18 protein-coding genes are annotated in these 21,337 nt (G+C 72.0%); 12 read left to right on the top strand and 6 right to left on the bottom strand.

Going from position 1 to position 21,337, the window contains the following annotated elements; genetic code table 11:
* Positions 1-452: 452 nt before the first annotated feature.
* Both ACZ7MY_RS15080 and ACZ7MY_RS15075 read right to left on the bottom strand, forming a co-directional pair.
* On the bottom strand, positions 453-1,148 hold the full coding sequence (locus tag ACZ7MY_RS15080) for an alpha/beta fold hydrolase (RefSeq protein ID WP_499602050.1): 696 nt from the start codon (positions 1,146-1,148) through the stop codon (positions 453-455).
* Positions 1,149-1,165: 17 nt separating this feature from the next.
* Positions 1,166-1,570: an SRPBCC family protein gene (locus ACZ7MY_RS15075; RefSeq protein WP_499602048.1), complete on the bottom strand. Its 405-nt coding sequence runs from the start codon at positions 1,568-1,570 to the stop codon at positions 1,166-1,168.
* 135 nt (positions 1,571-1,705) lie between these two features.
* Here ACZ7MY_RS15075 and ACZ7MY_RS15070 point away from each other — a divergent pair, with 135 nt between their 5' ends.
* Entirely contained in the window at positions 1,706-2,215 is a 510-nt protein-coding gene (locus ACZ7MY_RS15070; RefSeq protein WP_499602046.1) for a GNAT family N-acetyltransferase, read from the top strand.
* Positions 2,216-2,339: 124 nt separating this feature from the next.
* Positions 2,340-2,720 carry a VOC family protein gene (locus tag ACZ7MY_RS15065; RefSeq protein WP_499602044.1) on the top strand — a complete coding sequence of 127 codons (381 nt, stop codon included), beginning with the start codon at positions 2,340-2,342 and terminating at the stop codon, positions 2,718-2,720.
* A 42-nt stretch (positions 2,721-2,762) separates the two neighbouring features.
* On the opposite strand, the gene ACZ7MY_RS15060 is transcribed toward ACZ7MY_RS15065, so the two are convergent.
* On the bottom strand, positions 2,763-3,272 hold the full coding sequence (locus ACZ7MY_RS15060) for a cupin domain-containing protein (RefSeq protein ID WP_499602043.1): 510 nt from the start codon (positions 3,270-3,272) through the stop codon (positions 2,763-2,765).
* 161 nt (positions 3,273-3,433) lie between these two features.
* Here ACZ7MY_RS15060 and ACZ7MY_RS15055 point away from each other — a divergent pair, with 161 nt between their 5' ends.
* Positions 3,434-3,868: a hypothetical protein gene (locus tag ACZ7MY_RS15055; protein ID WP_499602041.1), complete on the top strand. Its 435-nt coding sequence runs from the start codon at positions 3,434-3,436 to the stop codon at positions 3,866-3,868.
* Positions 3,869-3,949: 81 nt separating this feature from the next.
* Here ACZ7MY_RS15055 and eccCa read toward each other — a convergent pair whose 3' ends face one another.
* Positions 3,950-7,900 carry a type VII secretion protein EccCa gene (gene eccCa, locus ACZ7MY_RS15050; protein WP_499602039.1) on the bottom strand — a complete coding sequence of 1,317 codons (3,951 nt, stop codon included), beginning with the start codon at positions 7,898-7,900 and terminating at the stop codon, positions 3,950-3,952.
* 296 nt (positions 7,901-8,196) lie between these two features.
* Between eccCa and eccD the strand changes: the two genes are divergently transcribed.
* The 6 genes from eccD (at position 8,197) to ACZ7MY_RS15020 (ending at position 15,360) form a co-directional block, all read left to right on the top strand.
* On the top strand, positions 8,197-9,666 hold the full coding sequence (gene eccD, locus ACZ7MY_RS15045; protein WP_499602037.1) for a type VII secretion integral membrane protein EccD: 1,470 nt from the start codon (positions 8,197-8,199) through the stop codon (positions 9,664-9,666).
* A 190-nt stretch (positions 9,667-9,856) separates the two neighbouring features.
* Positions 9,857-10,144: a 30S ribosomal protein S15 gene (gene rpsO, locus ACZ7MY_RS15040; protein WP_499602035.1), complete on the top strand. Its 288-nt coding sequence runs from the start codon at positions 9,857-9,859 to the stop codon at positions 10,142-10,144.
* A 292-nt stretch (positions 10,145-10,436) separates the two neighbouring features.
* Positions 10,437-12,674: a polyribonucleotide nucleotidyltransferase gene (locus ACZ7MY_RS15035; RefSeq protein WP_499602034.1), complete on the top strand. Its 2,238-nt coding sequence runs from the start codon at positions 10,437-10,439 to the stop codon at positions 12,672-12,674.
* Positions 12,671-14,047 carry a M16 family metallopeptidase gene (locus tag ACZ7MY_RS15030; RefSeq protein ID WP_499602032.1) on the top strand — a complete coding sequence of 459 codons (1,377 nt, stop codon included), beginning with the start codon at positions 12,671-12,673 and terminating at the stop codon, positions 14,045-14,047. The genes ACZ7MY_RS15035 and ACZ7MY_RS15030 overlap by 4 nt, the downstream gene beginning before the upstream one ends.
* Before the next feature lie 49 nt (positions 14,048-14,096).
* Entirely contained in the window at positions 14,097-14,849 is a 753-nt protein-coding gene (gene dapB, locus ACZ7MY_RS15025) for a 4-hydroxy-tetrahydrodipicolinate reductase (RefSeq protein WP_499602031.1), read from the top strand.
* Positions 14,850-14,907: 58 nt separating this feature from the next.
* Complete coding sequence (locus tag ACZ7MY_RS15020; protein WP_499602029.1) at positions 14,908-15,360, top strand: hypothetical protein; 453 nt, start codon at positions 14,908-14,910, stop codon at positions 15,358-15,360.
* Between the two features lie 16 nt (positions 15,361-15,376).
* On the opposite strand, the gene argB is transcribed toward ACZ7MY_RS15020, so the two are convergent.
* A complete protein-coding gene (gene argB / locus ACZ7MY_RS15015; protein ID WP_499602028.1) occupies positions 15,377-16,255 on the bottom strand; it encodes an acetylglutamate kinase in 879 nt (292 codons plus the stop codon).
* Positions 16,256-16,544: 289 nt separating this feature from the next.
* Positions 16,545-17,093, bottom strand: a complete 549-nt coding sequence (locus ACZ7MY_RS15010; RefSeq protein ID WP_499602026.1) for an SCO5741 family PH domain-containing membrane protein — start codon at positions 17,091-17,093, stop codon at positions 16,545-16,547.
* 166 nt (positions 17,094-17,259) lie between these two features.
* On the opposite strand from ACZ7MY_RS15010, the gene thyX reads away from it, so the two are divergent.
* The 3 genes from thyX (at position 17,260) to ACZ7MY_RS14995 (ending at position 20,875) form a co-directional block, all read left to right on the top strand.
* Positions 17,260-17,997, top strand: a complete 738-nt coding sequence (gene thyX / locus ACZ7MY_RS15005) for an FAD-dependent thymidylate synthase (RefSeq protein ID WP_499602024.1) — start codon at positions 17,260-17,262, stop codon at positions 17,995-17,997.
* Between the two features lie 168 nt (positions 17,998-18,165).
* Positions 18,166-19,065, top strand: coding sequence for a 4-hydroxy-tetrahydrodipicolinate synthase (dapA, locus tag ACZ7MY_RS15000; protein WP_499602023.1), 900 nt, complete (start codon positions 18,166-18,168; stop codon positions 19,063-19,065).
* 124 nt (positions 19,066-19,189) lie between these two features.
* Complete coding sequence (locus ACZ7MY_RS14995) at positions 19,190-20,875, top strand: ribonuclease J (RefSeq protein ID WP_499602021.1); 1,686 nt, start codon at positions 19,190-19,192, stop codon at positions 20,873-20,875.
* The last annotated feature ends 462 nt before the right edge of the window (positions 20,876-21,337 follow it).

The following is a 21,337-nucleotide window of genomic DNA, read 5'->3' as shown; positions in this document are numbered from 1 at the left end:
CCACCGGGGCCGGCGGTGATGCGCGGGCGCGGTTCACCCTCTACCGCGACCTCGCCGGGCGGGAGCCGTCGGGTCCTGTCGTACGCCCGCCGGCCGGGCAGCCGATGGGCGGGCGGTCGACCGTGCTCGGCCCCGACGGCGGGGAACCGGGCGAACCGCGCACGCCGCTGAAGCGGGCACGGTGGTGGCCGCGCCAGGAGATCAGGCCGGCCGGTGGGGCGACGCCGGCCGGCCGCGGCGGGGCGGTGACCTCCTGGGTGGTGTTCGTGCTGCGGTCGCCCCTCTGGCTCGTGCTCAACCCGTTCCGGGCCGTCGGCGGCAGCGGTGACTCCGCCTGGCCCCTGCCCGTCCGTACGGCTCGCCTGCGCCCAGGCGGTCGTCCACCAGGCGCACGGGTCGTCGTGAGGGGTGGCCGGGGACGCGCCGCGTCCCCGGCCACCCCTCACGCGGGTTCACCCCGGCAGGTAGCCCACCAGCAGGTCCGCCAGCCCGCCCGGGTCGGCGAGCGCCACCAGGTGCCCGCCCGGAACCACGTCGGCCTCGACGCCGAGCCGTTCCCGGGCCACGCGCCGCTGGAAGGCCGCGGGGAACAGCCGGTCGTCGCGGCCCACGACGACGCGGGTCGGAACGTCCGGCCAGGCGGACAGCGGGAAGGGCACGCCGAACGGGGTGTCCGACTGCGGGGTGCCCTGGGCGAGGCCCTCCTCCGCCAACGGCCCCGGCAGGTCGTGGAAGAAGGTCACCAGGGGGTCGAACTCCCCGTCCACCGGACGCCCCTCGGCGAGGTCCAGGGCGCGCCGGGCCTCCGGCTGGCCCGTGGCGGCCCACCACTCCCCGGCGGTCTCGCCGGGAGCCGGGACCATCGCGTTGACCAGGACGAGCAGCACCAGCCGGTCGCCGAGCCGTTCGCAGGCGAGGGGCGCGCTGAAGCCCGCCATCGACTGCGCGACGAGCACCAGCGGCGCCCGGTCGCCCGCGGCGGCGACCACCGCGTCCGCGTACTCCCGCAGCCCCGCGCCGTCGTCCCCCGTCGGGAGGTCCACCGCGACCGCGGCGTGGCCGCGGCGGCGCAGTTCGGGCACGAGCAGGTGCCAGTACCAGGTGCCGCCGCCCGCGCCGGGGACGAGGACGAAGGTCGTCGCCGTCACGTCCGCGGTCCCTGCCGTCAGGACTTCGCCAGGACGGAGGTGAAGCTGTCCAGGATGTGGTTGGCGCCGGCCTCGGCCGTGGCGCAGTACTCCTCGGGGACGCCGGGCTGGCGGTAGACGACCTCGGTCCGCTCACCGCGGTCGGTGAAGGTCGCGTCCATGACGACCTCGGGCTCTCCGGGGACCTCCATCGTCCACACCAGCCGCTTGTGGAGTTCCACCTCGCGGTACACCCCGCTCAGCGGCATCTCGCCCTGCGGCGTGGTGACGGTGGCGCGCCAGGCGCCGCCGGGACGGACGTCGCTGGCGACGGTGGGCAGCGGGGCCCCGAACCACTGGGCGAAGTACTCCGGCTCGGTCCACACCTTCCACACCTTGGCGAGCGGGGCGTCGAATACCCGGGTAATGGTGATGTCGTCCATGGTGCTGCCTCTCTGGTCGGGCCGGGCCACGGCGGAACGGCTCCGGTGATAGGACCGGGCGGGCCGGCGGAACTCATCGGTGGCGGTGTCGGACCCGGGTGGTGTGATGGTCAGGAGCGACGAGGGGAGCGGTGGATGGACACGCAGGTACGGATCGAGCCGTGGTCGGAGGGCGACCTCGAACTGCTCCGCCGGGCGAACGCGCCCGCGATGATGCGCCACCTCGGCGGCCCCGAGACCGAGGAGCAGCTGCTCGTCCGGCACGAGCGGTACCTGGCGAGCGGGGGCGAGGCAGGCGGCGGGATGTTCAGCATCGTCCTGCTGCCCGAGGAGGTACCGGCCGGGAGCATCGGCTACTGGGAGAAGTCCTGGCGGGGCGGGACGGTGTACGAGACGGGCTGGGGCGTCCTGCCCGAGTTCCAGGGGCGCGGTGTCGCCGCGGCCGCCGGGGCGGCCGTCGTCGCGCGGGCGGCCGCGGAGAAGGGCCCGCGCTTCCTGCACGCCTTCCCCAAGGTCGACAATGACGCCTCGAACGCGATCTGCCGCAAGCTCGGCTTCACGCTGGTGGAGGAGTGCGACTTCGAGTACCCGCCGGGGAACCCCATCCGCTGCAACGACTGGCGCCTGGAGCTGTACGCCCCCTGACGCCGTGCGGCGGACGGCGCCGGACGAGTCCGCCCTCGAAGACGGCGTCCGGGGCGGCGGTCCGGGTGACCGTCACGCGGTGGCAGGCCCGTCCGCGCCCTCCCGCGGCTGGCACACTCGACGCATGCTGACCCTCGGGACGATCGTGCTCGGAGTGACGGACGTGCGGCGCGCGGCGGCCTTCTGGGGCGCCGCCCTCGACTACGTGCCCCGCGACGGCCAGGTGCGGGCGGAGGACGACTGGGCGGTGCTGGTGCCCGCGGCGGGTGCGTCCGGACCGGGCATCGCGCTCGGCGCCAGTGCCACCCCGGTGCAGGAGCACCCCCGGGTCCACCTCGACCTGTACGCGGACGACGCCGCCGAACAGGCGGCCGAGGTGGAACGCCTGGTCGCCCTGGGCGCCGTGCGGGTCGACTGGGACCGCTACCCGCCGGACCCGGACTTCGTCGTCCTCGCCGACACCGAGGGCAACCGCTTCTGCGTCATCGACACGAGCCACGGCTGACGGCCGGCCCGGGTTCCCCGGCGCGGCCCCGGCCCGGTTCCGTCACAGCGGCTCCGGCCCCACCTGCGGCGGCTCCACGAAGAAGCTGTCGTGGCGGAGCAGGAACTCCCGGAACGCCGTACCCCCGCGCCGCGCCATCTCGCCGGCCCTCTCGACGTACTCCTCCCGGGGCGCTCCGGGGGCGAAGAGCAGCAGCATCGAGGCCGGTTCGTCGGAGTCGTTCTGGAAGGCGTGCAGCCCCCCGGCCGGCACGTGGAGGAAGTCCCCGGGGCGGGCGGTGATCCAGCGCTCCCCGTCGAAGAGCTGCACGGCCCCGGAGAGGACGAAGAAGGACTCCGAGATCGACCGGTGGAAGTGCGTGCTGGGACCGGGGGAGCCGGGGCCCATGTCGATCCGGTACAGGCCGAAGGCGCCCTCCGTCGACGCGTGCGTGGCGAGGTAGTGGGTGCGGGTCCCCGAGGGCGCGACCACGTCCGCGGCGGTTCCGGCGGCACGGAAGAGCGCGCTGACCTCGCCCTGTTCTCCGAGGTAGCGGGGCTCGGGGTAGGACATGGGCGCTCGTCGCCTCCTTCGGCATCGGTCAGACAGACCGTGCCACACCGGATCGGGCGACCCCGGCCAGCGCGCCCGGGACCGTGGTCGTGGCGTCCCCCTGATGGCACGATGGCATGGACACACGCGTCACGACACTCTCGACCGGGGGAACGGAGCCGATGAGCAAGGAGATCAGCGACGCGGACCTGATGGACGTCGCCGACGATCCCGCACAGGCCCGCCGACTGCACAAGGCGCTCAGGACACTCGCCGACAACCCCGACGTCGACGCCACCCTCAAGGAGACGGCGCGCCAGGTGCTCTCCGGCCGTGTCGGCGGGCGCGAGGCGCTGCTGTCCGGCGCCTACCTCGGCGCGATCGGCGACCGCATGGCCGAGCTGAAGCGCGCCGACGAGCGGATGACGCCCGAGGAGCGCGCGGCGCAGGAGGAGCGCGCCCGGCGCTGGTTCGAGCAGCGGGCCGGCGAGGAGGCGGCGGAGGCGGCGGACGAAACCCGCGAGGACGAGGCGGCCCGCGGCGACCGCCCGGCCGCCGTGCGGCGCGATCCCCGGGACGTACCACCCGCCTACCGGCCGCCGTCCCCGCGGGACTGAACGCCGGCACACGGGCGGGGGCGGGCCCTCCGGCCCGCCCCCGCCCGCCTGCGTCTCCCGGCGCCGCGCGCCGGACCGGTGTCAGCTCTCCGGCAGGAAGCCGGTCTGGATGAGCTGGTTGCCGCGGCGCCGCGTGATGAACTGCGCGCGGCCCGGGGGCAGCCTGGTCGCCTTGACGTTGCCGAAGACCGGGCCCTCGCCGGGGTCGCCGGACAGCAGCACACCGGTCGCGCCGAGCTCCTTGGTCCGGGTGAGGAACGGCTCGAAGGAGGACCGCGACGCCCCCGAGGTGCTGCGCGACAGGACGATGCGCAGGCCCAGGTCGCGGGCGAACGGCAGGTACTCCATCAGCACCTGCATCGGGTTGCCCATCGAGGTCGCGACCAGGTCGTAGTCGTCGACAAAGACCCACGCGTCGGGCTCGGTGTACCAGCTGCGGTTGCGCAGCTGCTCGGGCGTCACGTCCTGGCCGGGCATCCGCCGGCCCATCGAGCCGGCCAGCGACTCCATGACCTCCTGCAACTGCGGTCCGGAGGCGCAGTACTTGTACATGTGGCTCTCCGGCACCTGACCGAGCAGCGCCCGGCGGAAGTCGGAGACCACGAACAGCGCCTTGCCGGGCTCGTAGCGCTCGCTGACCTGCTTGGCGATCAGCCGCAGCAGTGAGGACTTGCCGGACTCGCTCTCGCCGTAGATCACCATCAGCGGGTCGGTCTCGAAGTCCACGAACACCGGGGAGAGGGTGAGCTCGTCGACGCCGATCGCGATGCCGCGGTCGGAGAAGTCGCCGCCGTCGGGCAGCTCGGTCGCCGGGAGCATCGTCGGCAGCATCCGCACCTTCGGCGCGACCGGGCCCGGCCAGCCCGCGTTGACCTGGGCGACGAACTGCGCCATGCCCTCGGAGAGGTCCTCCACCCCCGAGGAGGCGTCGATGCGCGGCAGCGCCGCCAGGTAGTCCAGCTTCTCCGGGGACAGGCCGCGGCCGGGCTTGCCGACCGGCACGTTCTCGGCGCGCCTGCGGTCGAACTCGGACTCCATCGGGTCGCCGAGCCGCAGTTCCAGCCGGCTGAGGATCTGGTCGCGCAGCGCGGGCCGGATCTCGGTGTAGCGGGTGGCGGTGATGACCAGGTGGATGCCGAAGCCGAGGCCGCGGGCGGCGATGTCGTTGATGACCGGGTCGAGCATCTCGTAGTCGGTCTTGAACGTGCCCCAGCCGTCGATGACCAGGAACACGTCGCCCCACGGCTGGTCCGGGAAGTGCCCCGCCGCCCGCCGGGAGCGGAAGGTGTTCATGGAGTCGATGACGTTGCTGCGGAAGAACTCCTCGCGGGCGTTCAGAATGCCGTGCACCTCGGCGACCGTGCGGCGGACCTTCTCCGCGTCCAGCCGGGAGGCGACCCCGCCGACGTGCGCCAGCCCGTCCAGCGCCAGCATGCCGCCGCCGCCGAAGTCCAGCGCGTAGAACTGGACCTCCTTCGGGGTGTGGGTGAGCGCGAAGGACGCGATGAGCGAGCGCACCAGCGTCGACTTGCCGGACTGCGGGCCGCCGACGACCAGGGCGTGACCCCCGGAGCTCGACAGGTCCGCGTACATGACGTCGCGGCGCTGCTCGAAGGGCTTGTCGACCAGACCGACCGGCACCTGCAGCTTGCCGGTGGCGGTGTAGCCGTCCGCGTGCAGACCCCGTTCGGCGCTGACCGTCAGCGGCGGCAGCACCTGGTCGACGCTGAACGGCTCGTCCAGCGGCGGCAGCCACACCTGGTGGGCGGGCGGCCCCTGGCCCTCCAGCCGGCCGACGATGACGTCGAGCACGGTGTCGGCCAGCGCGTCGTCGACCTGCCCGCCGCGCTGCTGCGGCTCCGGCTCGGTGACGATGCGCACGGGCACCGGAGAGGCAGTGAACAGCACGGGGGAGCGGTCGACGCGCGCCCCGCCGGCCGTGCGGGTGCCCGGCGTCCGGTAGGTGCCCGACACGTACGCCGCCTTGAACTGCACCATGGTGTCGGTGCCGTACTTCAGGATGCCCGCGCCCGGGACGTTGGGCAGGTGGTAGGCGTCGGGCACGCCGATCGCGGTCCGCGACTCGGCGGCCGAGAACGTCCGCAGACCGATCCGGTACGACAGGAAGGTGTCCAGGCCGCGCAGCTTGCCCTCCTCCAGGCGCTGCGAGGCCAGCAGCATGTGCACGCCCAGCGAGCGGCCGATGCGGCCGATCTGGATGAACATCTCGATGAAGTCTGGCTTGGCGGCGAGCAGTTCGGAGAACTCGTCGATGATCAGGACCAGCGAGGGCAGTGGGTCGAGCGCCGCGCCCGCCGCACGGGCCTTCTCGTAGTCGGTGATGTTGGCGTAGTTGCCGGCCTGCCGCAGCAGCTCCTGGCGGCGGGTCAGCTCACCGGTGATGGAGTCGCGCATGCGGTCCACCAGGGTCAGCTCGTCGGCCAGGTTGGTGATGACCGCCGACACGTGCGGCATCGTGCCCATGCCGGTGAAGGTCGCGCCGCCCTTGAAGTCGGCGAGCACGAAGTTGAGGGTCTCCGAGGAGTGCGTGACGGCCAGGCCCAGCACCAGCGTGCGCAGCAGCTCGGACTTGCCGGAACCGGTGGCGCCGACGCACAGGCCGTGCGGGCCCATGCCCTCCTGCGAGGCCTCCTTGACGTCCAGCATGACCGGCTCGCCGGTCTCGCCCAGGCCGATCGGCACCCGCAGCCGCTCGTGCAGGGTCCGCGGGCGCCAGGTGCGCGCGACGTCCACCGACGCCGCGTCGCCGATCCCCATCAGGTCGGTGAAGTCCAGGTTGGCCAGCAGCGGTTCGTCGGCGTCCGCGGCGCCCAGCCGCAGCGGCGCGAGCTGCCGGGCCAGCGACTCCGCCTGCACCGGGGACAGCACGTCCGGGACGCCGGTGAAGGTGCCGGACCCGGCCTCCAGGTACAGCTGGTCGCGCCACACCTGGACGGACAGCGAGCCGCGCGCCTCGTCCAGCTCGCCGGGCACGACCTCGAGGATCGTGACGCCCTGCAGTCCCTCGGCGGAGGCGATCACCGAGTCCGCCGGCACGCCGCCACCGTCCAGGACGATCACCACGTGCGGCTGGTCCAGCACCGGCTGGCCCTCGCGGTTGAAGCGCGGCCGCCCGTCCAGCTCGTCCGACAGCAGCTCCTCGACCTCACCGAGGTCGCCGCATATCAGACGGCGCGAGCCGGCGCCGTCCTGCTCCGTGTGCTGCGCGTGCGGCAGCCACTTGACCCACTCCCACTCCGGCTGGGCGCCCGGCGCCGCCACGACGGCGACCACCAGGTCCTCCGGCGAGTGCAGGGAGCACAGCTGGCCCACGACGGAACGGGTCTGCCCGTAGACGGTGTCCGGGTCCCCGGAGATCGTCACGTGGTAGAAGGAGCGCAGCCCCACCGCCAGCGGCAGGTTGTCCAGCGAGCCGTGCGCCGCGATGAACTGCTGCATCGAGTGCGCGGTCAGCGGCTCCAGTTCGTCCACCGGCGCGGTCTCCGGCGCCACCAGCGGCGTCGACAGCTGCTGCGGGCCGAGTCCCACCCGCACCTGCGCGAAGTCCGGGTCGGAGGACCGGCGTTCCCACACCCGTGAGCCCTCGGCGACCAGCGCCCACAGCTGTTCGGGAGCCGGATGCAGGAAATACTGTGCGTCGCGCTGCTTGCGGGCGGTCTTGCGCACCCCGCGGCGCACCTGCGCCAGGTACTTCAGGTAGTCCCGGCGGGCCTCCGCCATCTGCCCGGACGGCCCCTTGCGGGCCCGCACGATCTGGGCGACGACCATCGCCACGGTGGAGCCCATCATGAGCACGCCCATGACCTTCATGAACCCGCCGGAGGTCCCCGACCCGGTGGGCAGGAAGAAGAACGCCGCCGACGAACCCATGCCGAGCATCGGCAGCAGGTTCATCAGCAGGCCCTGGTCCTCGCCGCGCGGCAGTTCGGGCGGGGCTTCGAGCCGTACCTCCTCACTCGGCACCTCCGGCGGGTAAACCCGCGGCGGGCGCTTGATGACGACCACGCTCACCGATGCACCAGTCCTTCACGCGAATCGCAGTTTCGGGCCGCCCCCGTGGCGACGGTCCCCCGTATGACACGTCCCGGTCGCGCTCCGCCCTTTCGCGGGGCGGGCGTTGGACCACAGGCAGGTGGCGATCCTACTGGGCATGACAGTTCCAGGGCACTGGGACGGGTGGGGGACAAGGGACTCGGGGTACCCGGTAGGGTGACGGATCGCGAAGCGCGGAACGGGGGTTCCGGCCCTGGACGGCCGCGCGGACCCGACCCCAACCCACCCATCACCGGACGAGGGGGACACTCCAGGTGAGCACGGTCTCAGCGACGGGATTCTGCAGAGTCACGGTGGCGGCGCCGAACAGCCGGATCGATGTGGCACTCCCGGAGGACGTGCCGCTCTCCGACATCCATCCCGAGATACTGCGCCTGTCGGGCCAGACGCCCGACGAAGCCGCCCCCACCGGCTACAACTTGGTCCGTCGCGACGGGCGGGTCCTCGACAGCACCCTGTCCCTGGCCGAACAGCGCGTGCAAGACGGCGAGTTGCTCCTGCTGCGGCCGTTCGCGGACTCGCTGCCCCCCGCCGTGTTCGACGACGTCGTGGACGCCGTCGCCGCCGCGGTCGAGACCGACCGCCGCAGCTGGAACGACGGCCTCATGCGCGTGGTGGGCCTGACCGCGGGCGTCGTCCTGCTCGCCCTCATGGCCTTCGTGCTCTGGTTCTCCGAGCCGGTCAAGCACGACATGCACGGCCTGCCCGGCATCCTCGCCGGCGCCGCGGGCCTGGTGCTGGTGGCGCTCGCCTCGGTGCGCGCCCGCGTGTACGACGACCGCCACTCCGCCGTCGCCCTCGGCCTCTCCTCGCTGCCGCTGCTGCTGGTCGCCGGCTCCGGGATCATGGGCGTGGGCAAGGACGAGGGGCCCGGCCGGCTGCACTTCCTCATCGGCTGCGTGGTCGTGCTGATCGCCGCGGTCCTGCTCGTGCTGATGCTGCCGCAGGGGGACGCGCCGTTCGTCGCGGCCTCCTTCACCGCGGGCGTCGGCACCGTGGCCACCTTCGTTGCGATCCTCACCGACGCCGCGCCGCGCGAGGCCGCCGCCGTCACCGCCGTCGTCATGATCGCCGTCATCGGCTTCCTGCCCGGCTGGTCCGCCCGCTTCGCCCGGCTGCCCATCGGCTTCCGCTCGCCCGACCAGGTCCAGGCCCGGCACCGCGGCGACGGCGACCGGCAGGGCGAGGAGGAGCCGGTCGACTTCGAGCGGATCACCAACCAGGCCCGCCGCGGCCACGAGCTGCTGCTCGGCCTGGTCGGCGGCTGCGCCGCCGCGGTCGTCGGCTCCGCGGGCGTCGTACTCGGCTTCTCCGACAGCACCTGGGCGCAACTGCTCGCCCTCGCCACGGGCCTGGCGACCCTGATGCGCGCCCGGCTGTTCCGTTACACCTCTCAGGTCGTGACGCTCATGGTCGCCGGCGTGATCACCGTCGGCCTGCTGATCATCGGCCTCTCCCTCAACCTGCCGACCGACGTCCTCACCGATCTGCTGCGCGGCAACCACTCCTCGCTCGACATCCGCACCGTGTGGCTGTCCGCCGCGGTCGCCCTGGGCGCCGCCCTCCTGGTCGCGGTCGCCCTCGTCGTCCCGAGCAAGGGCGTCACCCCCTTCTGGGGCCGGATGCTCGACCTCGCCGAGGCGACCGTGCTGCTCTCCCTCATCCCGCTCGCCCTCGCGGTCCTCGACCTCTACGCCGAGGCCCGCGGCATGACCAGCGGCTGAGCCCCGCGGCCCGCGGCCGCCCCCTGCCGCCCGCCACCCCGGCCCCGGACATCGCACCGGGCCCGGGGTGGTACTCTGTGTAACCGATGCGTCCGCCCATGCGCGGCGCGTCATGCCTTCAGGGTCGTCGAAGCTTCTCCTGTGACACAGACCAGGAGCGCCCGGAGGCACCGACACACAAGGAGACCGTATGTCGCTCGACGTCGAGACGAAGAAGCAGATCATCGCCGAGTTCGGCACCAAGGAGGGCGACACCGGCTCCCCCGAGGTCCAGGTCGCGCTGCTCTCGCGCCGCATCTCGGACCTGACCGAGCACCTCAAGACCCACAAGCACGACCACCACTCCCGTCGTGGTCTGCTGATCCTGGTCGGCCAGCGTCGCCGCCTGCTGCAGTACCTGGCCAAGAAGGACATCCAGCGCTTCCGTGCGCTCGTCGACCGCCTCGGCATCCGCCGCGGTGCCGCCGGCGCCCGCTGAGACAGCCGTGGAGGGAGCGGTTCCCAGCCGGGGGCCGCTCCCTTTGCGTACGTACGGGGCCGCGCTGGGCGCGAGACCGGGGCCGAGACTTTGTAGTCTGGTCCCATACACAACGCCATAGAGCATGCGGAGGGAGCGTCCTCCTAGCGCCACCAGAGCCGGTCCTCGGTAGTGGCCCCCGGGCAGCACGTACGTCCCGGTGGCTTCGATCGAAGACCGGCCCGGCGGGACGCCCCTCCACCGACGGTCCCCGGGAAGACGCCCGGGGGCACGAAAGAGGAGAATTCCCATAGTGGAGAACGAGACCCACTACGCCGAGGCCGTGATCGACAACGGCAGCTTCGGCACCCGCACGATCCGCTTCGAGACGGGCCGCCTGGCCCGTCAGGCCGCCGGCTCCGCCGTGGCCTACCTGGACGACGACACCATGGTGCTGTCGGCCACCACCGCCTCGAAGCACCCGAAGGACCAGCTCGACTTCTTCCCGCTGACGGTGGACGTCGAGGAGCGCATGTACGCGGCCGGGCGGATCCCCGGTTCCTTCTTCCGCCGCGAGGGCCGCCCCTCCGAGGACGCGATCCTCACCTGCCGCCTGATCGACCGCCCGCTGCGCCCGTCCTTCAAGAAGGGCCTGCGCAACGAGATCCAGGTCGTGGCGACGGTCATGGCGCTCAACCCCGACCACCTGTACGACGTGGTCGCCATCAACGCCGCCTCCTGCTCCACGCAGCTGGCGGGCCTGCCCTTCTCCGGCCCGGTCGGCGGCGTGCGCGTCGCGCTGATCCGCGGCCAGTGGGTCGCCTTCCCGACCCACAGCGAGCTGGAGGAGGCCGTCTTCGACATGGTCGTGGCCGGCCGCACCCTCGAGGACGGCGACGTCGCGATCATGATGGTCGAGGCCGAGGCCACCGACAAGACGATCAAGCTCGTCGAGGGCGGCGCCGAGGCGCCGACCGAGGAGGTCGTCGCGGCGGGCCTGGAAGCCTCCAAGCCCTTCATCAAGGTGCTGTGCAAGGCGCAGGCCGACCTCGCCGCGAAGGCCGCCAAGGAGACCGCCGAGTTCCCGATCTTCCTGGACTACCAGGACGACGTGTTCGAGGCGCTGGAGTCCTCGGTCGCCGACGAGCTGAAGCAGGCGCTGACCATCGCCGGCAAGCAGGCCCGCGAGGCCGAGCTGGACCGGGTGAAGGCGCTCGCCGCCGAGAAGCTGCTGCCGCAGTTCGAGGGCCGCGAGAAGGAGATCTCCGCCGCCTACCGCTCGCTGACCAAGAAGCTGGTCCGTGAGCGCGTCATCAAGGACAAGGTCCGCATCGACGGCCGCGGCGTCACCGACATCCGCACCCTGGCCGCCGAGGTCGAGGCGATCCCGCGGGTGCACGGCTCGGCGCTGTTCGAGCGCGGCGAGACCCAGATCCTGGGTGTCACCACGCTGAACATGCTGCGCATGGAGCAGCAGCTGGACACGCTGGCGCCCGAGACGCGCAAGCGCTACATGCACAACTACAACTTCCCGCCGTACTCCGTCGGCGAGACCGGCCGCGTGGGCTCCCCCAAGCGCCGTGAGATCGGCCACGGCGCGCTGGCCGAGCGGGCGATCCTCCCGGTCCTGCCGGCCCGCGAGGACTTCCCGTACGCCATCCGCCAGGTCTCCGAGGCGCTGGGCTCCAACGGCTCCACCTCCATGGGCTCGGTCTGCGCCTCCACCATGTCGCTGCTGAACGCCGGTGTGCCGCTGAAGGCCCCCGTCGCCGGCATCGCCATGGGCCTGATCTCCCAGGAGATCGACGGCGAGACCCACTACGTCACCCTCACCGACATCCTCGGTGCGGAGGACGCCTTCGGCGACATGGACTTCAAGGTCGCCGGCACCAAGCAGTTCGTCACCGCGCTGCAGCTGGACACCAAGCTCGACGGCATCCCGGCGTCGGTCCTGGCCGCGGCCCTCAAGCAGGCCCGCGACGCCCGACTGCACATCCTCGACGTGATGATGGAGGCGATCGACACTCCGGACGAGATGTCGCCGAACGCCCCGCGCATCATCACCGTCAAGATCCCGGTGGACAAGATCGGTGAGGTCATCGGCCCCAAGGGCAAGATGATCAACCAGATCCAGGAGGACACCGGCGCCGAGATCACGATCGAGGACGACGGCACCATCTACATCGGTGCCGCCGACGGCCCGTCCGCCGAGGCCGCCCGCGCCACCATCAACGGCATCGCCAACCCGACGATGCCCGAGGTCGGCGAGCGCTACCTGGGCACGGTCGTGAAGACCACCACCTTCGGTGCCTTCGTCTCCCTGCTCCCGGGCAAGGACGGCCTGCTGCACATCTCGCAGATCCGGAAGCTGGCCGGCGGCAAGCGCGTCGAGAACGTCGAGGACGTCCTCGCCGTGGGCTCCAAGGTCCAGGTCGAGATCGCCGAGATCGACCAGCGCGGCAAGCTCTCGCTGATCCCGGTCATCGAGGGCGAGGACGCCGCGGCCGACGACAAGGCCGACGACAAGGCCGAGGACGCGTCCGAGAAGTGACCACCCGTTCCACACGCGTGACGGCCCGCCCCTCCACCAAGGGGCGGGCCGTCCGCACGCAGACCCTCCTGCCCGGCACCGACGGCATCGGCACGGTCCGGCGCAGCGTCCTCCCCGGTGGACTGCGCGTCGTCACCGAGACCCTGCCCACCGTGCGCTCCGCGACCTTCGGCATCTGGGTCGGCGTCGGCTCACGCGACGAGACCCCCGCGCTCAACGGCGCCACGCACTACCTGGAGCACCTGCTCTTCAAGGGCACCGCGCGGCGCAGCGCCCTGGAGATCTCCGCGGCGGTCGACGCCGTCGGCGGCGAGATGAACGCCTTCACGGCCAAGGAGTACACGTGCTACTACGCGCGTGTCCTCGACACCGACCTGCCGCTCGCCATCGACGTCGTCTGCGACATGCTGACCGGCTCCCTCATCCGCCAGGAGGACATCGACGCCGAGCGCGGCGTCGTCCTGGAGGAGATCGCGATGACCGAGGACGACCCCGGTGACCAGGTCCACGACCTGTTCGCCACCGCCATGCTGGGCGACTCCCCGCTGGGCCGCCCCGTCCTCGGCACCGTCGACACCATCAACGCCCTCACCCGCGACCAGGTCGCCCGCTTCTACCGCAAGCACTACGACCCGACACGGCTGGTCGTCGCCGCGGCCGGCAACGTCGACCACGCGACCGTCGTCCGCCAGGTCCGCAAGGCCTTCGAGGACGCGGGCGCCCTCCGCGACGCCGACGCCGTGCCCCGCCCGCCGCGCGGCGGCGCCCGCACGATACGCGGCCAGGGCCGGGTGGAGCTGCTCGAACGCCGCACCGAGCAGGCCCACGTCGTGCTCGGCATGCCCGGGCTGTCCCGGCACGACGACCGGCGCTGGGCGCTCGGGGTGCTCAACACCGCCCTGGGCGGCGGCATGAGCTCCCGGCTGTTCCAGGAGGTCCGCGAGAAGCGCGGCCTCGCCTACAGCGTCTACTCGTACACCTCCTCCTTCGCGGACTGCGGCCTGTTCGGGGTGTACGCCGGCTGCCAGCCGCGCCGGGTCCACGAGGTCCTCAAGATCTGCCGCGAGGAACTGGACCAGGTCGCCGAGCACGGGCTGAGCGACGAGGAACTGCACCGCGCCATCGGCCAGTTCTCCGGCTCGACCGTGCTCAGCCTGGAGGACACCGGCGCGCTCATGAACCGGATCGGCAAGAGCGAGCTCTGCTGGGGCGAGCAGATGTCGGTGGACGCCACACTGGAGAGGATCGCCGCGGTCACGCCCGACGAGGTGCGCGCGGTCGCCCGCGACGTCCTGGGACAACGTCCCTCGCTGGCCGTCATAGGCCCGCTGAAGGACCGGCAGGCCGCCCGCCTGCACGAGTCCGTCGTCTGACCTGAGCCGTACCGACCGTCTCGAACGTCTGGACCGGAGGACTGGAACGATGAGCAAGATCCGCGTGGGTGTGATCGGGGCCCGCGGCCGCATGGGCGCCGAGGCGGTCAAGGCCGTCGAGGCCGCGGACGACCTCGAACTGGTGGCGGCCATCGGCCGCGAGGACAAGCTGGAGGCCCTCGCCGAGAACGAGGCCCAGGTCGCCGTCGAACTGACCACCCCGGGCTCGGTCATGGGCAACCTCGACTTCTGCCTGCGGCACGGCATCCACGCCGTCGTCGGCACCACCGGCTGGACCGACGAGCGCCTGGACACCCTGCGCGGCTGGCTCGGCGCGGCGCCGGGCACCGGCGTGCTCATCGCACCGAACTTCGGCATCGGGGCGGTCCTGGCCATGCGCTTCGCCCGGCAGGCGGCCCGCTTCTTCGAGTCCGCCGAGATCGTCGAACTCCACCACCCGGACAAGGTCGACGCCCCCAGCGGCACCGCCGTCCGCACCGCCCAGCTCATCGCCGACGCCCGCCGCGAGGCCGGGCTCGGCGAGCAGCCGGACGCCACCGCCACCGCCCTGGACGGGGCACGCGGCGCCGACGTCGAGGGCGTGCCCGTGCACGCGGTGCGGCTGCGCGGACTCGTCGCCCACCAGGAGGTCCTCTTCGGCGACGCCGGAGAGGTCCTCACCATCCGTCACGACTCCATGAACCGCGGCTCCTTCATGCCGGGCGTGCTGCTCGGCGTGCGCAGGGTCGTCTCCACGCCGGGGCTCACCTTCGGCCTGGAGCACTTCATGGACCTCGACTGACCGACCCAGAGACCACGACACAGACACAGCCAGAGACCGGAAGCCGGGTCCGCCCACCATGCGCGCAAAGATCACCTACTTCGTCCTCGCGGCCGTCCTGGTCGTCTACTTCGTGCTGGCCGGCGCCCGCGGCGTCTGGCTGATCCAGGACGGCCGCCCGGTCACGGTGGTCCTCGGCGTGGCCGTGCTCGTACTGCCACTGGTCGGCGTCTGGTTCCTGGTCCGTACGACGCAGTTCGCGCACCACGCGGACCGGCTGGCCCGCGAACTGGAGGCCGAGGGCGGACTCCCGGAGGACGAGCTGGTGCGCACCCCGAGCGGGCGTGTCGACCGCGCCTCCGCCGACGCGGTCTTCGCCCGGCGCAAGGCCGAGACGGAGGCCGCGCCGGAGGACTGGCGGACCTGGTTCCGGCTCGCCGTCGCCTACCACGACGCCCGTGACACCCCGCGGGCCCGCAAGGCCATGCAGCGCGCGATCGCCCTGCGGGGGAAGGCGCCCCAGACCCCCTGAGCGGGTCCGCCCGCCCTCAGCCCGGCAGGACGGTCGTCCCGGTCTCCCCGGGTCCGCCGCTCAGCGCCCGCACCAGGGCGTGCGCGACGCGGCCGTCGAGGACCCGCGCGCTGCGGACCCCGGCCCGCACCGCGCGCAGGCAGCTCTCCATCTTGGGCACCATGCCGCCCCCGAGGGAGGGCAGCACCAGCTCCAGCTCGCTCGCCGTGAGCCGGTCCAGCACCCGCTCCCGGCGCGGCCAGTCCGCGTACAGCCCGGGCACGTCGGTGAGCACCACCAGGGCCTCCGCGCCCAGCGCCGCGGCGAGCGCGCCCGCGGCCGCGTCCGCGTTGACGTTGTAGACCTCGCCGTCCGTGCCGCGGCCGAGCGGTGAGACCACCGGGACGTGGCCGTGGTCCAGCAGCACGTCCAGGGCCGCGGTGTTGACCTCCGTCACGTCCCCGACCAGGCCGATGTCCATCAGCTCCCCGCCGACCTCGGCGTAGCGGCGCACCGCGGTGAGGGTGTGCGCGTCCTCGCCGGTGAGCCCGACGGCGTACGGGCCGTGCTCGTTGACCAGCCGTACCAGCTCCCGCTGCACCTTGCCGGCGAGCACCATCCGCACCACGTCCAGCGTCTCCGGCGTGGTCACGCGCTGCCCGCCCAGGAACTGCGCGGGCACGCCCAGCCGGTCGAGCTGCGCGCTGATCTGCGGACCGCCCCCGTGCACCACCACGGTCCGCACCCCGGCCCGCCGCAGCCGGACCACGTCATCGGCGAAGGAACGCAGCAGCGGCCCGTCGGTCATGGCGTGCCCGCCGAACTTCACGACGACGGATCGGCCCCGCAGGCGTTCCAGTGCGGGCAACGGCCCGGGACGGCTGAGGAGCGGGTTCGGGTGCGGCGGTGCGAACAACAGTCGCTCCAGGTCCTCGACGGGCCAAGTCGGCCGGACGCTAACAGCCGCAGGCGAACGTCCGATGACGACCGTCTGTCGGCCACCCGGCGGCCACGACGCGGCGCCGTTCCGGCCCCAGGACGGGGCCGTGCCGCCGGTGCCAGGCAGGACCGGGCCTGGGTGCTCCCGGCTCCGGACGACGGCCTGTCGCGCGCCCAGGAGGGCGCGCGACACCGCGCGGGGCCGTCAGCCGCAGCCGTCAGGCGCTGCGGACGCCGGGGAGCGCCCCGGCGCCGCCCCGGGGGACCTACCGGCCCAGCTCCGCGGCCCAGCCCTCTATGGCGTCGGCGGCCTGGTCGAAGGCCTCGGTGCGGCCCAGGAAGTCCGCGTTGTGGTCGGTGAGCAGCGGTCGCATGCGCTCGCCGTCGGCCCGCGCGACGACCAGGGACTGGCCCTGCACGGTCCGGGGCAGCCCCAGCCACTTCACCGGCTGCTGGGCCGTACGGACGGACGCGACCCGGTTCCACGGCAGCGTCGTGGTGTACAGGAAGCCCACCTGCCGCAGCCCGCGCGCGCTCACCCAGATCCCCACGCGCAGCAGACGCAGCGCGCAACCGATGGCCAGCACCGCCGCGACGAGCGTGGCGATCACCCCGGACCCGTTGCCCGCGAGCCCCATGATCACCGCGGCGAAGAGCAGGTACGAGGCGAGCATCAGCAGCATCGCCGCCGCGGCGACCCGCCAGGGTCCCGGCCGGTAGGGACGGATCCACCCGTCCTGGACCCGGTGCGGAAGGGCGGCGTCCGCGGCGTACTCGTCGTGGCCGCTGTCGGCGGCGAGGAAGGGCAGAGACACATCGGTGAGGCTAGCGGGCCCCGCCGGGACCGGCCAGCAGTGGTCCGCCGGTCGTCTGCCTTGCTCCGCTTTGCGGGGGTGGGCCCGGTGTCGACGGGTGTCGGGGGATGTCGGAGCGGGCGCATAGGCTGGGCGCCGCCCCAAGCTCCGTGAGGAAGGACGCCCGGTGACCGAAACCTCCGCCGACGATTCCGTGCAGTTCCGCGACGACGTGACCGTCCAGCTCGTCAAGCACAGCGCGGCCGACTCCGACGTGCTCTGGGCCGCCCGGGTCTCCACGGCCGGCGAGCAGTCCCTGGCCGAGCTGACCAAGGACCCGGAGCGCTCCAAGGGCTTGATCAACTTCCTCATGCGGGACCGCCACGGCAGCCCCTTCGAGCACAACTCGATGACCTTCTTCGTCAGCGCCCCGATCTTCGTCTTCCGCGAGTTCATGCGCCACCGCGTCGGATGGTCCTACAACGAGGAGTCCGGCAGGTACCGCGAGCTGGAGCCGGTCTTCTACGTGCCGTCCACCGACCGCAAGCTCGTGCAGCAGGGCCGCCCCGGGAAGTACGAGTTCGTGCACGGGTCCCCGGAGCAGCACCAGTCCGTCGTGGACGCCATGGAGGCCTCCTACCGGCAGTCCTACGACGCGTACCAGAAGATGCTGGCGGCCGGCGTCGCCCGCGAGGTCGCCCGGGCCACGCTGCCCGTGGGCCTGTTCTCGTCGATGTACGCCACCTGCAACGCGCGCTCGCTGATGCACTTCCTCGGCCTGCGCACCCAGCACGAGCTGGCCAAGGTCCCGTCCTTCCCGCAGCGCGAGATCGAGATGGTCGGGGAGCGCATGGAAGCCGAATGGGCGAAGCTCATGCCGCTCACCCACGCCGCCTTCAACGCCAACGGCCGGACCGCTCCGTAGCAGGTCACCACTCATCCGGAATCTTCCGATTGCCGGGTTTCATGCAATTCGTCTAGTCTTCAGAAACGGATTCCGGTGCTGCTTGAACCCCCGAGCAGGCAGCGCCGGAGTCCTCATCGCAGGTCCCGAGGGGGTGCCCCGGTAGCGGCACCGAGTAGCGTTGGACCCATGGCTCCGACCTCCACCCCGCAGACCCCCTTCGGGCGGGTCCTGACCGCAATGGTCACGCCGTTCACCGCGGACGGCGCCCTCGACCTCGACGGCGCGCAGCGGCTCGCCGCCCACCTCGTCGAGGCAGGCAACGACGGCCTGGTCGTCAACGGCACCACCGGTGAGTCGCCGACCACCAGCGACGTGGAGAAAGAGCAGCTCGTCCGGGCCGTACTGGAGGCGGTCGGCGACCGCGCCTTCGTCGTCGCCGGCGTCGGCACCAACGACACCCACCACAGCGTCGAGCTGGCCCGCCAGGCGGAGCGCGCCGGCGCCCACGGCCTGCTCACGGTGACGCCGTACTACAACAAGCCCCCGCAGGAGGGCCTGTACCGGCACTTCACCGCCGTCGCGGACGCCACCGGCCTGCCGGTCATGCTCTACGACATCCCCGGCCGCAGCGGCGTCCCCATCGAGACCGAGACCCTCGTCCGGCTCGCCGAGCACCCCCGGATCGTGGCCAACAAGGACGCCAAGGGCGACCTCGGCGCCGCGAGCTGGGCCATCAGCCGCAGCGGCCTCGCCTGGTACTCGGGCGACGACATGCTCAACCTGCCGCTGCTCTCGGTCGGCGCCGCCGGCTTCGTCTCCGTCGTGGGACATCTGGTCAGCCCTGAGCTACGGGCCCTCCTCGAGGCGTATCTCTCCGGTGACGTCCACAAGGCGACCGAGATCCACCAGAAGCTGCTCCCGGTCTTCACCGGCGTCTTCCGCACCCAGGGCGTCATCACCACCAAGGCCGCCCTGGCCCTGCAGGGGCTGCCCGCCGGTCCGCTCCGGCTCCCGCTCGTGGAGCTCGACGAGGCCGCGACGGCACAGCTGAAGCAGGATCTCGCCGCCGGCGGGGTACAGCTGTAACCAAAGACTTGAGAACTGAATACCGCTCCATGAGGACAAACGCAGAAGCAAGCACGCTGTCACGCGCGCACGGTCTCCCCGGGCCTCGGCCCGGGGCCTGTGGCGTGCGTGGTGAGGAGAGACTTTGAGCCATCCGCACCCTGAGCTCGGCCCGCCCCCCGCGCTGCCCGAAGGGGGTTTGCGCATCACCCCGCTCGGCGGTCTCGGTGAGATCGGCCGCAACATGACGGTATTCGAGTACGGCGGCCGGCTGCTGATCGTCGACTGCGGGGTGCTCTTCCCGGAGGAGGAGCAGCCCGGAGTCGACCTGATCCTGCCGGACTTCACGTCGATCCGTGACCGCCTGGACGACGTCGTCGGCATCGTCCTCACCCACGGCCACGAGGACCACATCGGCGCCGTCCCCTACCTCCTGCGGGAGAAGGACGACATCCCGCTGATCGGTTCCAAGCTGACCCTGGCCCTCATCGAGGCCAAGCTCGCCGAGCACCGCATCCGCCCCTACACCCTCGAGGTCGCGGAGGGGCAGCGCGAGCGCATCGGGCCCTTCGACTGCGAGTTCGTCGCGGTCAACCACTCCATCCCGGACGCCCTCGCGGTCGCCATCCGCACCCCGGCCGGCACGGTCGTGCACACCGGCGACTTCAAGATGGACCAGCTGCCGCTCGACGGCCGGCTCACCGACCTGCACGCCTTCGCGCGGCTGGCGGAGGAGGGCATCGACCTGCTGCTCTCGGACTCCACCAACGCGGAGGTCCCCGGATTCATCCCGCACGAGCGGGACATCCTGCCGGTGCTCCGCAACGTCTTCGCCAACGCCGACAAGCGGATCATCGTGGCCAGCTTCGCCAGCCACGTGCACCGCATCCAGCAGGTGCTCGACGCCGCCCACGAACGCGGCCGCAAGGTCGCCTTCATCGGCCGCTCCATGGTCCGCAACATGGGCATCGCCCGCGACCTCGGCTACCTCCGGGTCCCCCCGGGTCTGATCGTCGAGGTCAAGACGCTCGACGACCTGCCGGACGAGAAGGTCGTCCTGGTCTGCACCGGCTCCCAGGGCGAGCCCATGGCGGCCCTGTCCCGGATGGCCAACCGCGACCACCAGATCCGCATCGTCGAGGGCGACACCGTCGTGCTCGCCTCGTCGCTCATCCCGGGCAACGAGACCGCGGTGTACCGGGTGATCAACGGCCTCACCCGCTGGGGCGCCAAGGTCGTGCACAAGGGCAACGCCAAGGTGCACGTCTCCGGCCACGCCTCCGCCGGCGAGCTGCTGTACTTCTACAACATCTGCAGGCCCCGCAACCTCATGCCCGTGCACGGAGAGTGGCGGCACCTGCGGGCCAACGCCGAACTCGGGCAGGCCACCGGCATCCCGAAGGAGCGCTGCGTCCTCGCCGAGGACGGCCTGGTCGTCGACCTCGTCGACGGCGTCGCCAAGGTCACCGGCAAGGTGCAGGCCGGGTACGTCTACGTCGACGGCCTCTCGGTCGGCGACGTCACGGAGAGTTCCCTCAAGGACCGCCGCATCCTCGGCGAGGAGGGCATCGTCTCGGTGTTCGTCGTCGTCGACAGCACCACCGGCAAGGTCGTCGGCGGCCCGTTCGTCCAGGCCCGCGGCTCCGGCATCGAAGACGAGGCCTTCAACGCGGTGCTCCCCAAGATCGAGGAGTCCCTCGCCCGTGCCGCCTCCGACGGGGTCGCCGAGGTCAGGCAGTTGCAGCAGCTCATCCGCCGCGCGATCGGCAAGTGGGTCTCCGACAACTACCGTCGCCGCCCGATGATCCTCCCCGTGGTCGTGGAGGTCTGACGCACCACCAGGAGCGGGGCACCTCCGATTTGCATCGGGGTGCCCCGCTCCAGTACGTTGGCACAACCCCCGCGACGAGAACGCCACGGAGACGTGCGTCCTCTCAGCGGCCGGTAAATCCGACGGAAAGCATCTGCTAAAGTCGGGGAGCGCGAAAGCCGAAAGGCCGGAACGCAAAAGCAGGAAAAGCAGGAGATCCCCGCCGGCGGGAATCGGGCCCGAAAGAGTCTGATAAGCTGGTGACAACGAAGGGAAAGCCCGGAGGGGCCGGTGAGACGGTCTCGAAGGAAGCTTCCGTTCCTTGAGAACTCAACAGCGTGCCAAAAGTCAACGCCAGATATGTTGATACCCCGTCTCCGGACCGCATGGTCTGGGGCGAGGTTCCTTTGAAGAAAAACACAGCGAGGACGCTGGGCACGTCGGGATTATTCCTCCCGATGGTGCCGCTCTCGTGAAGACATT

It is taken from the genome of Streptomyces sp. NPDC111520 (assembly GCF_055635295.1).
This window is presented reverse-complemented; position numbering and strand designations above follow the sequence as displayed.

Excerpts from the sequence above, each read along its gene's own strand:
- ACZ7MY_RS15075 (WP_499602048.1), bottom strand. The coding sequence starts at position 1,570 with ATGGACGACATCACCATTACCCGGGTATTCGACGCCCCGCTCGCCAAG.
- ACZ7MY_RS15070 (WP_499602046.1), top strand. The coding sequence starts at position 1,706 with ATGGACACGCAGGTACGGATCGAGCCGTGGTCGGAGGGCGACCTCGAA.
- ACZ7MY_RS15065 (WP_499602044.1), top strand. The coding sequence starts at position 2,340 with ATGCTGACCCTCGGGACGATCGTGCTCGGAGTGACGGACGTGCGGCGC.
- ACZ7MY_RS15060 (WP_499602043.1), bottom strand. The coding sequence starts at position 3,272 with ATGTCCTACCCCGAGCCCCGCTACCTCGGAGAACAGGGCGAGGTCAGC.
- ACZ7MY_RS15055 (WP_499602041.1), top strand. The coding sequence starts at position 3,434 with ATGAGCAAGGAGATCAGCGACGCGGACCTGATGGACGTCGCCGACGAT.
- rpsO (WP_499602035.1), top strand. The coding sequence starts at position 9,857 with ATGTCGCTCGACGTCGAGACGAAGAAGCAGATCATCGCCGAGTTCGGC.
- dapB (WP_499602031.1), top strand. The coding sequence starts at position 14,097 with ATGAGCAAGATCCGCGTGGGTGTGATCGGGGCCCGCGGCCGCATGGGC.
- ACZ7MY_RS15020 (WP_499602029.1), top strand. The coding sequence starts at position 14,908 with ATGCGCGCAAAGATCACCTACTTCGTCCTCGCGGCCGTCCTGGTCGTC.
- dapA (WP_499602023.1), top strand. The coding sequence starts at position 18,166 with ATGGCTCCGACCTCCACCCCGCAGACCCCCTTCGGGCGGGTCCTGACC.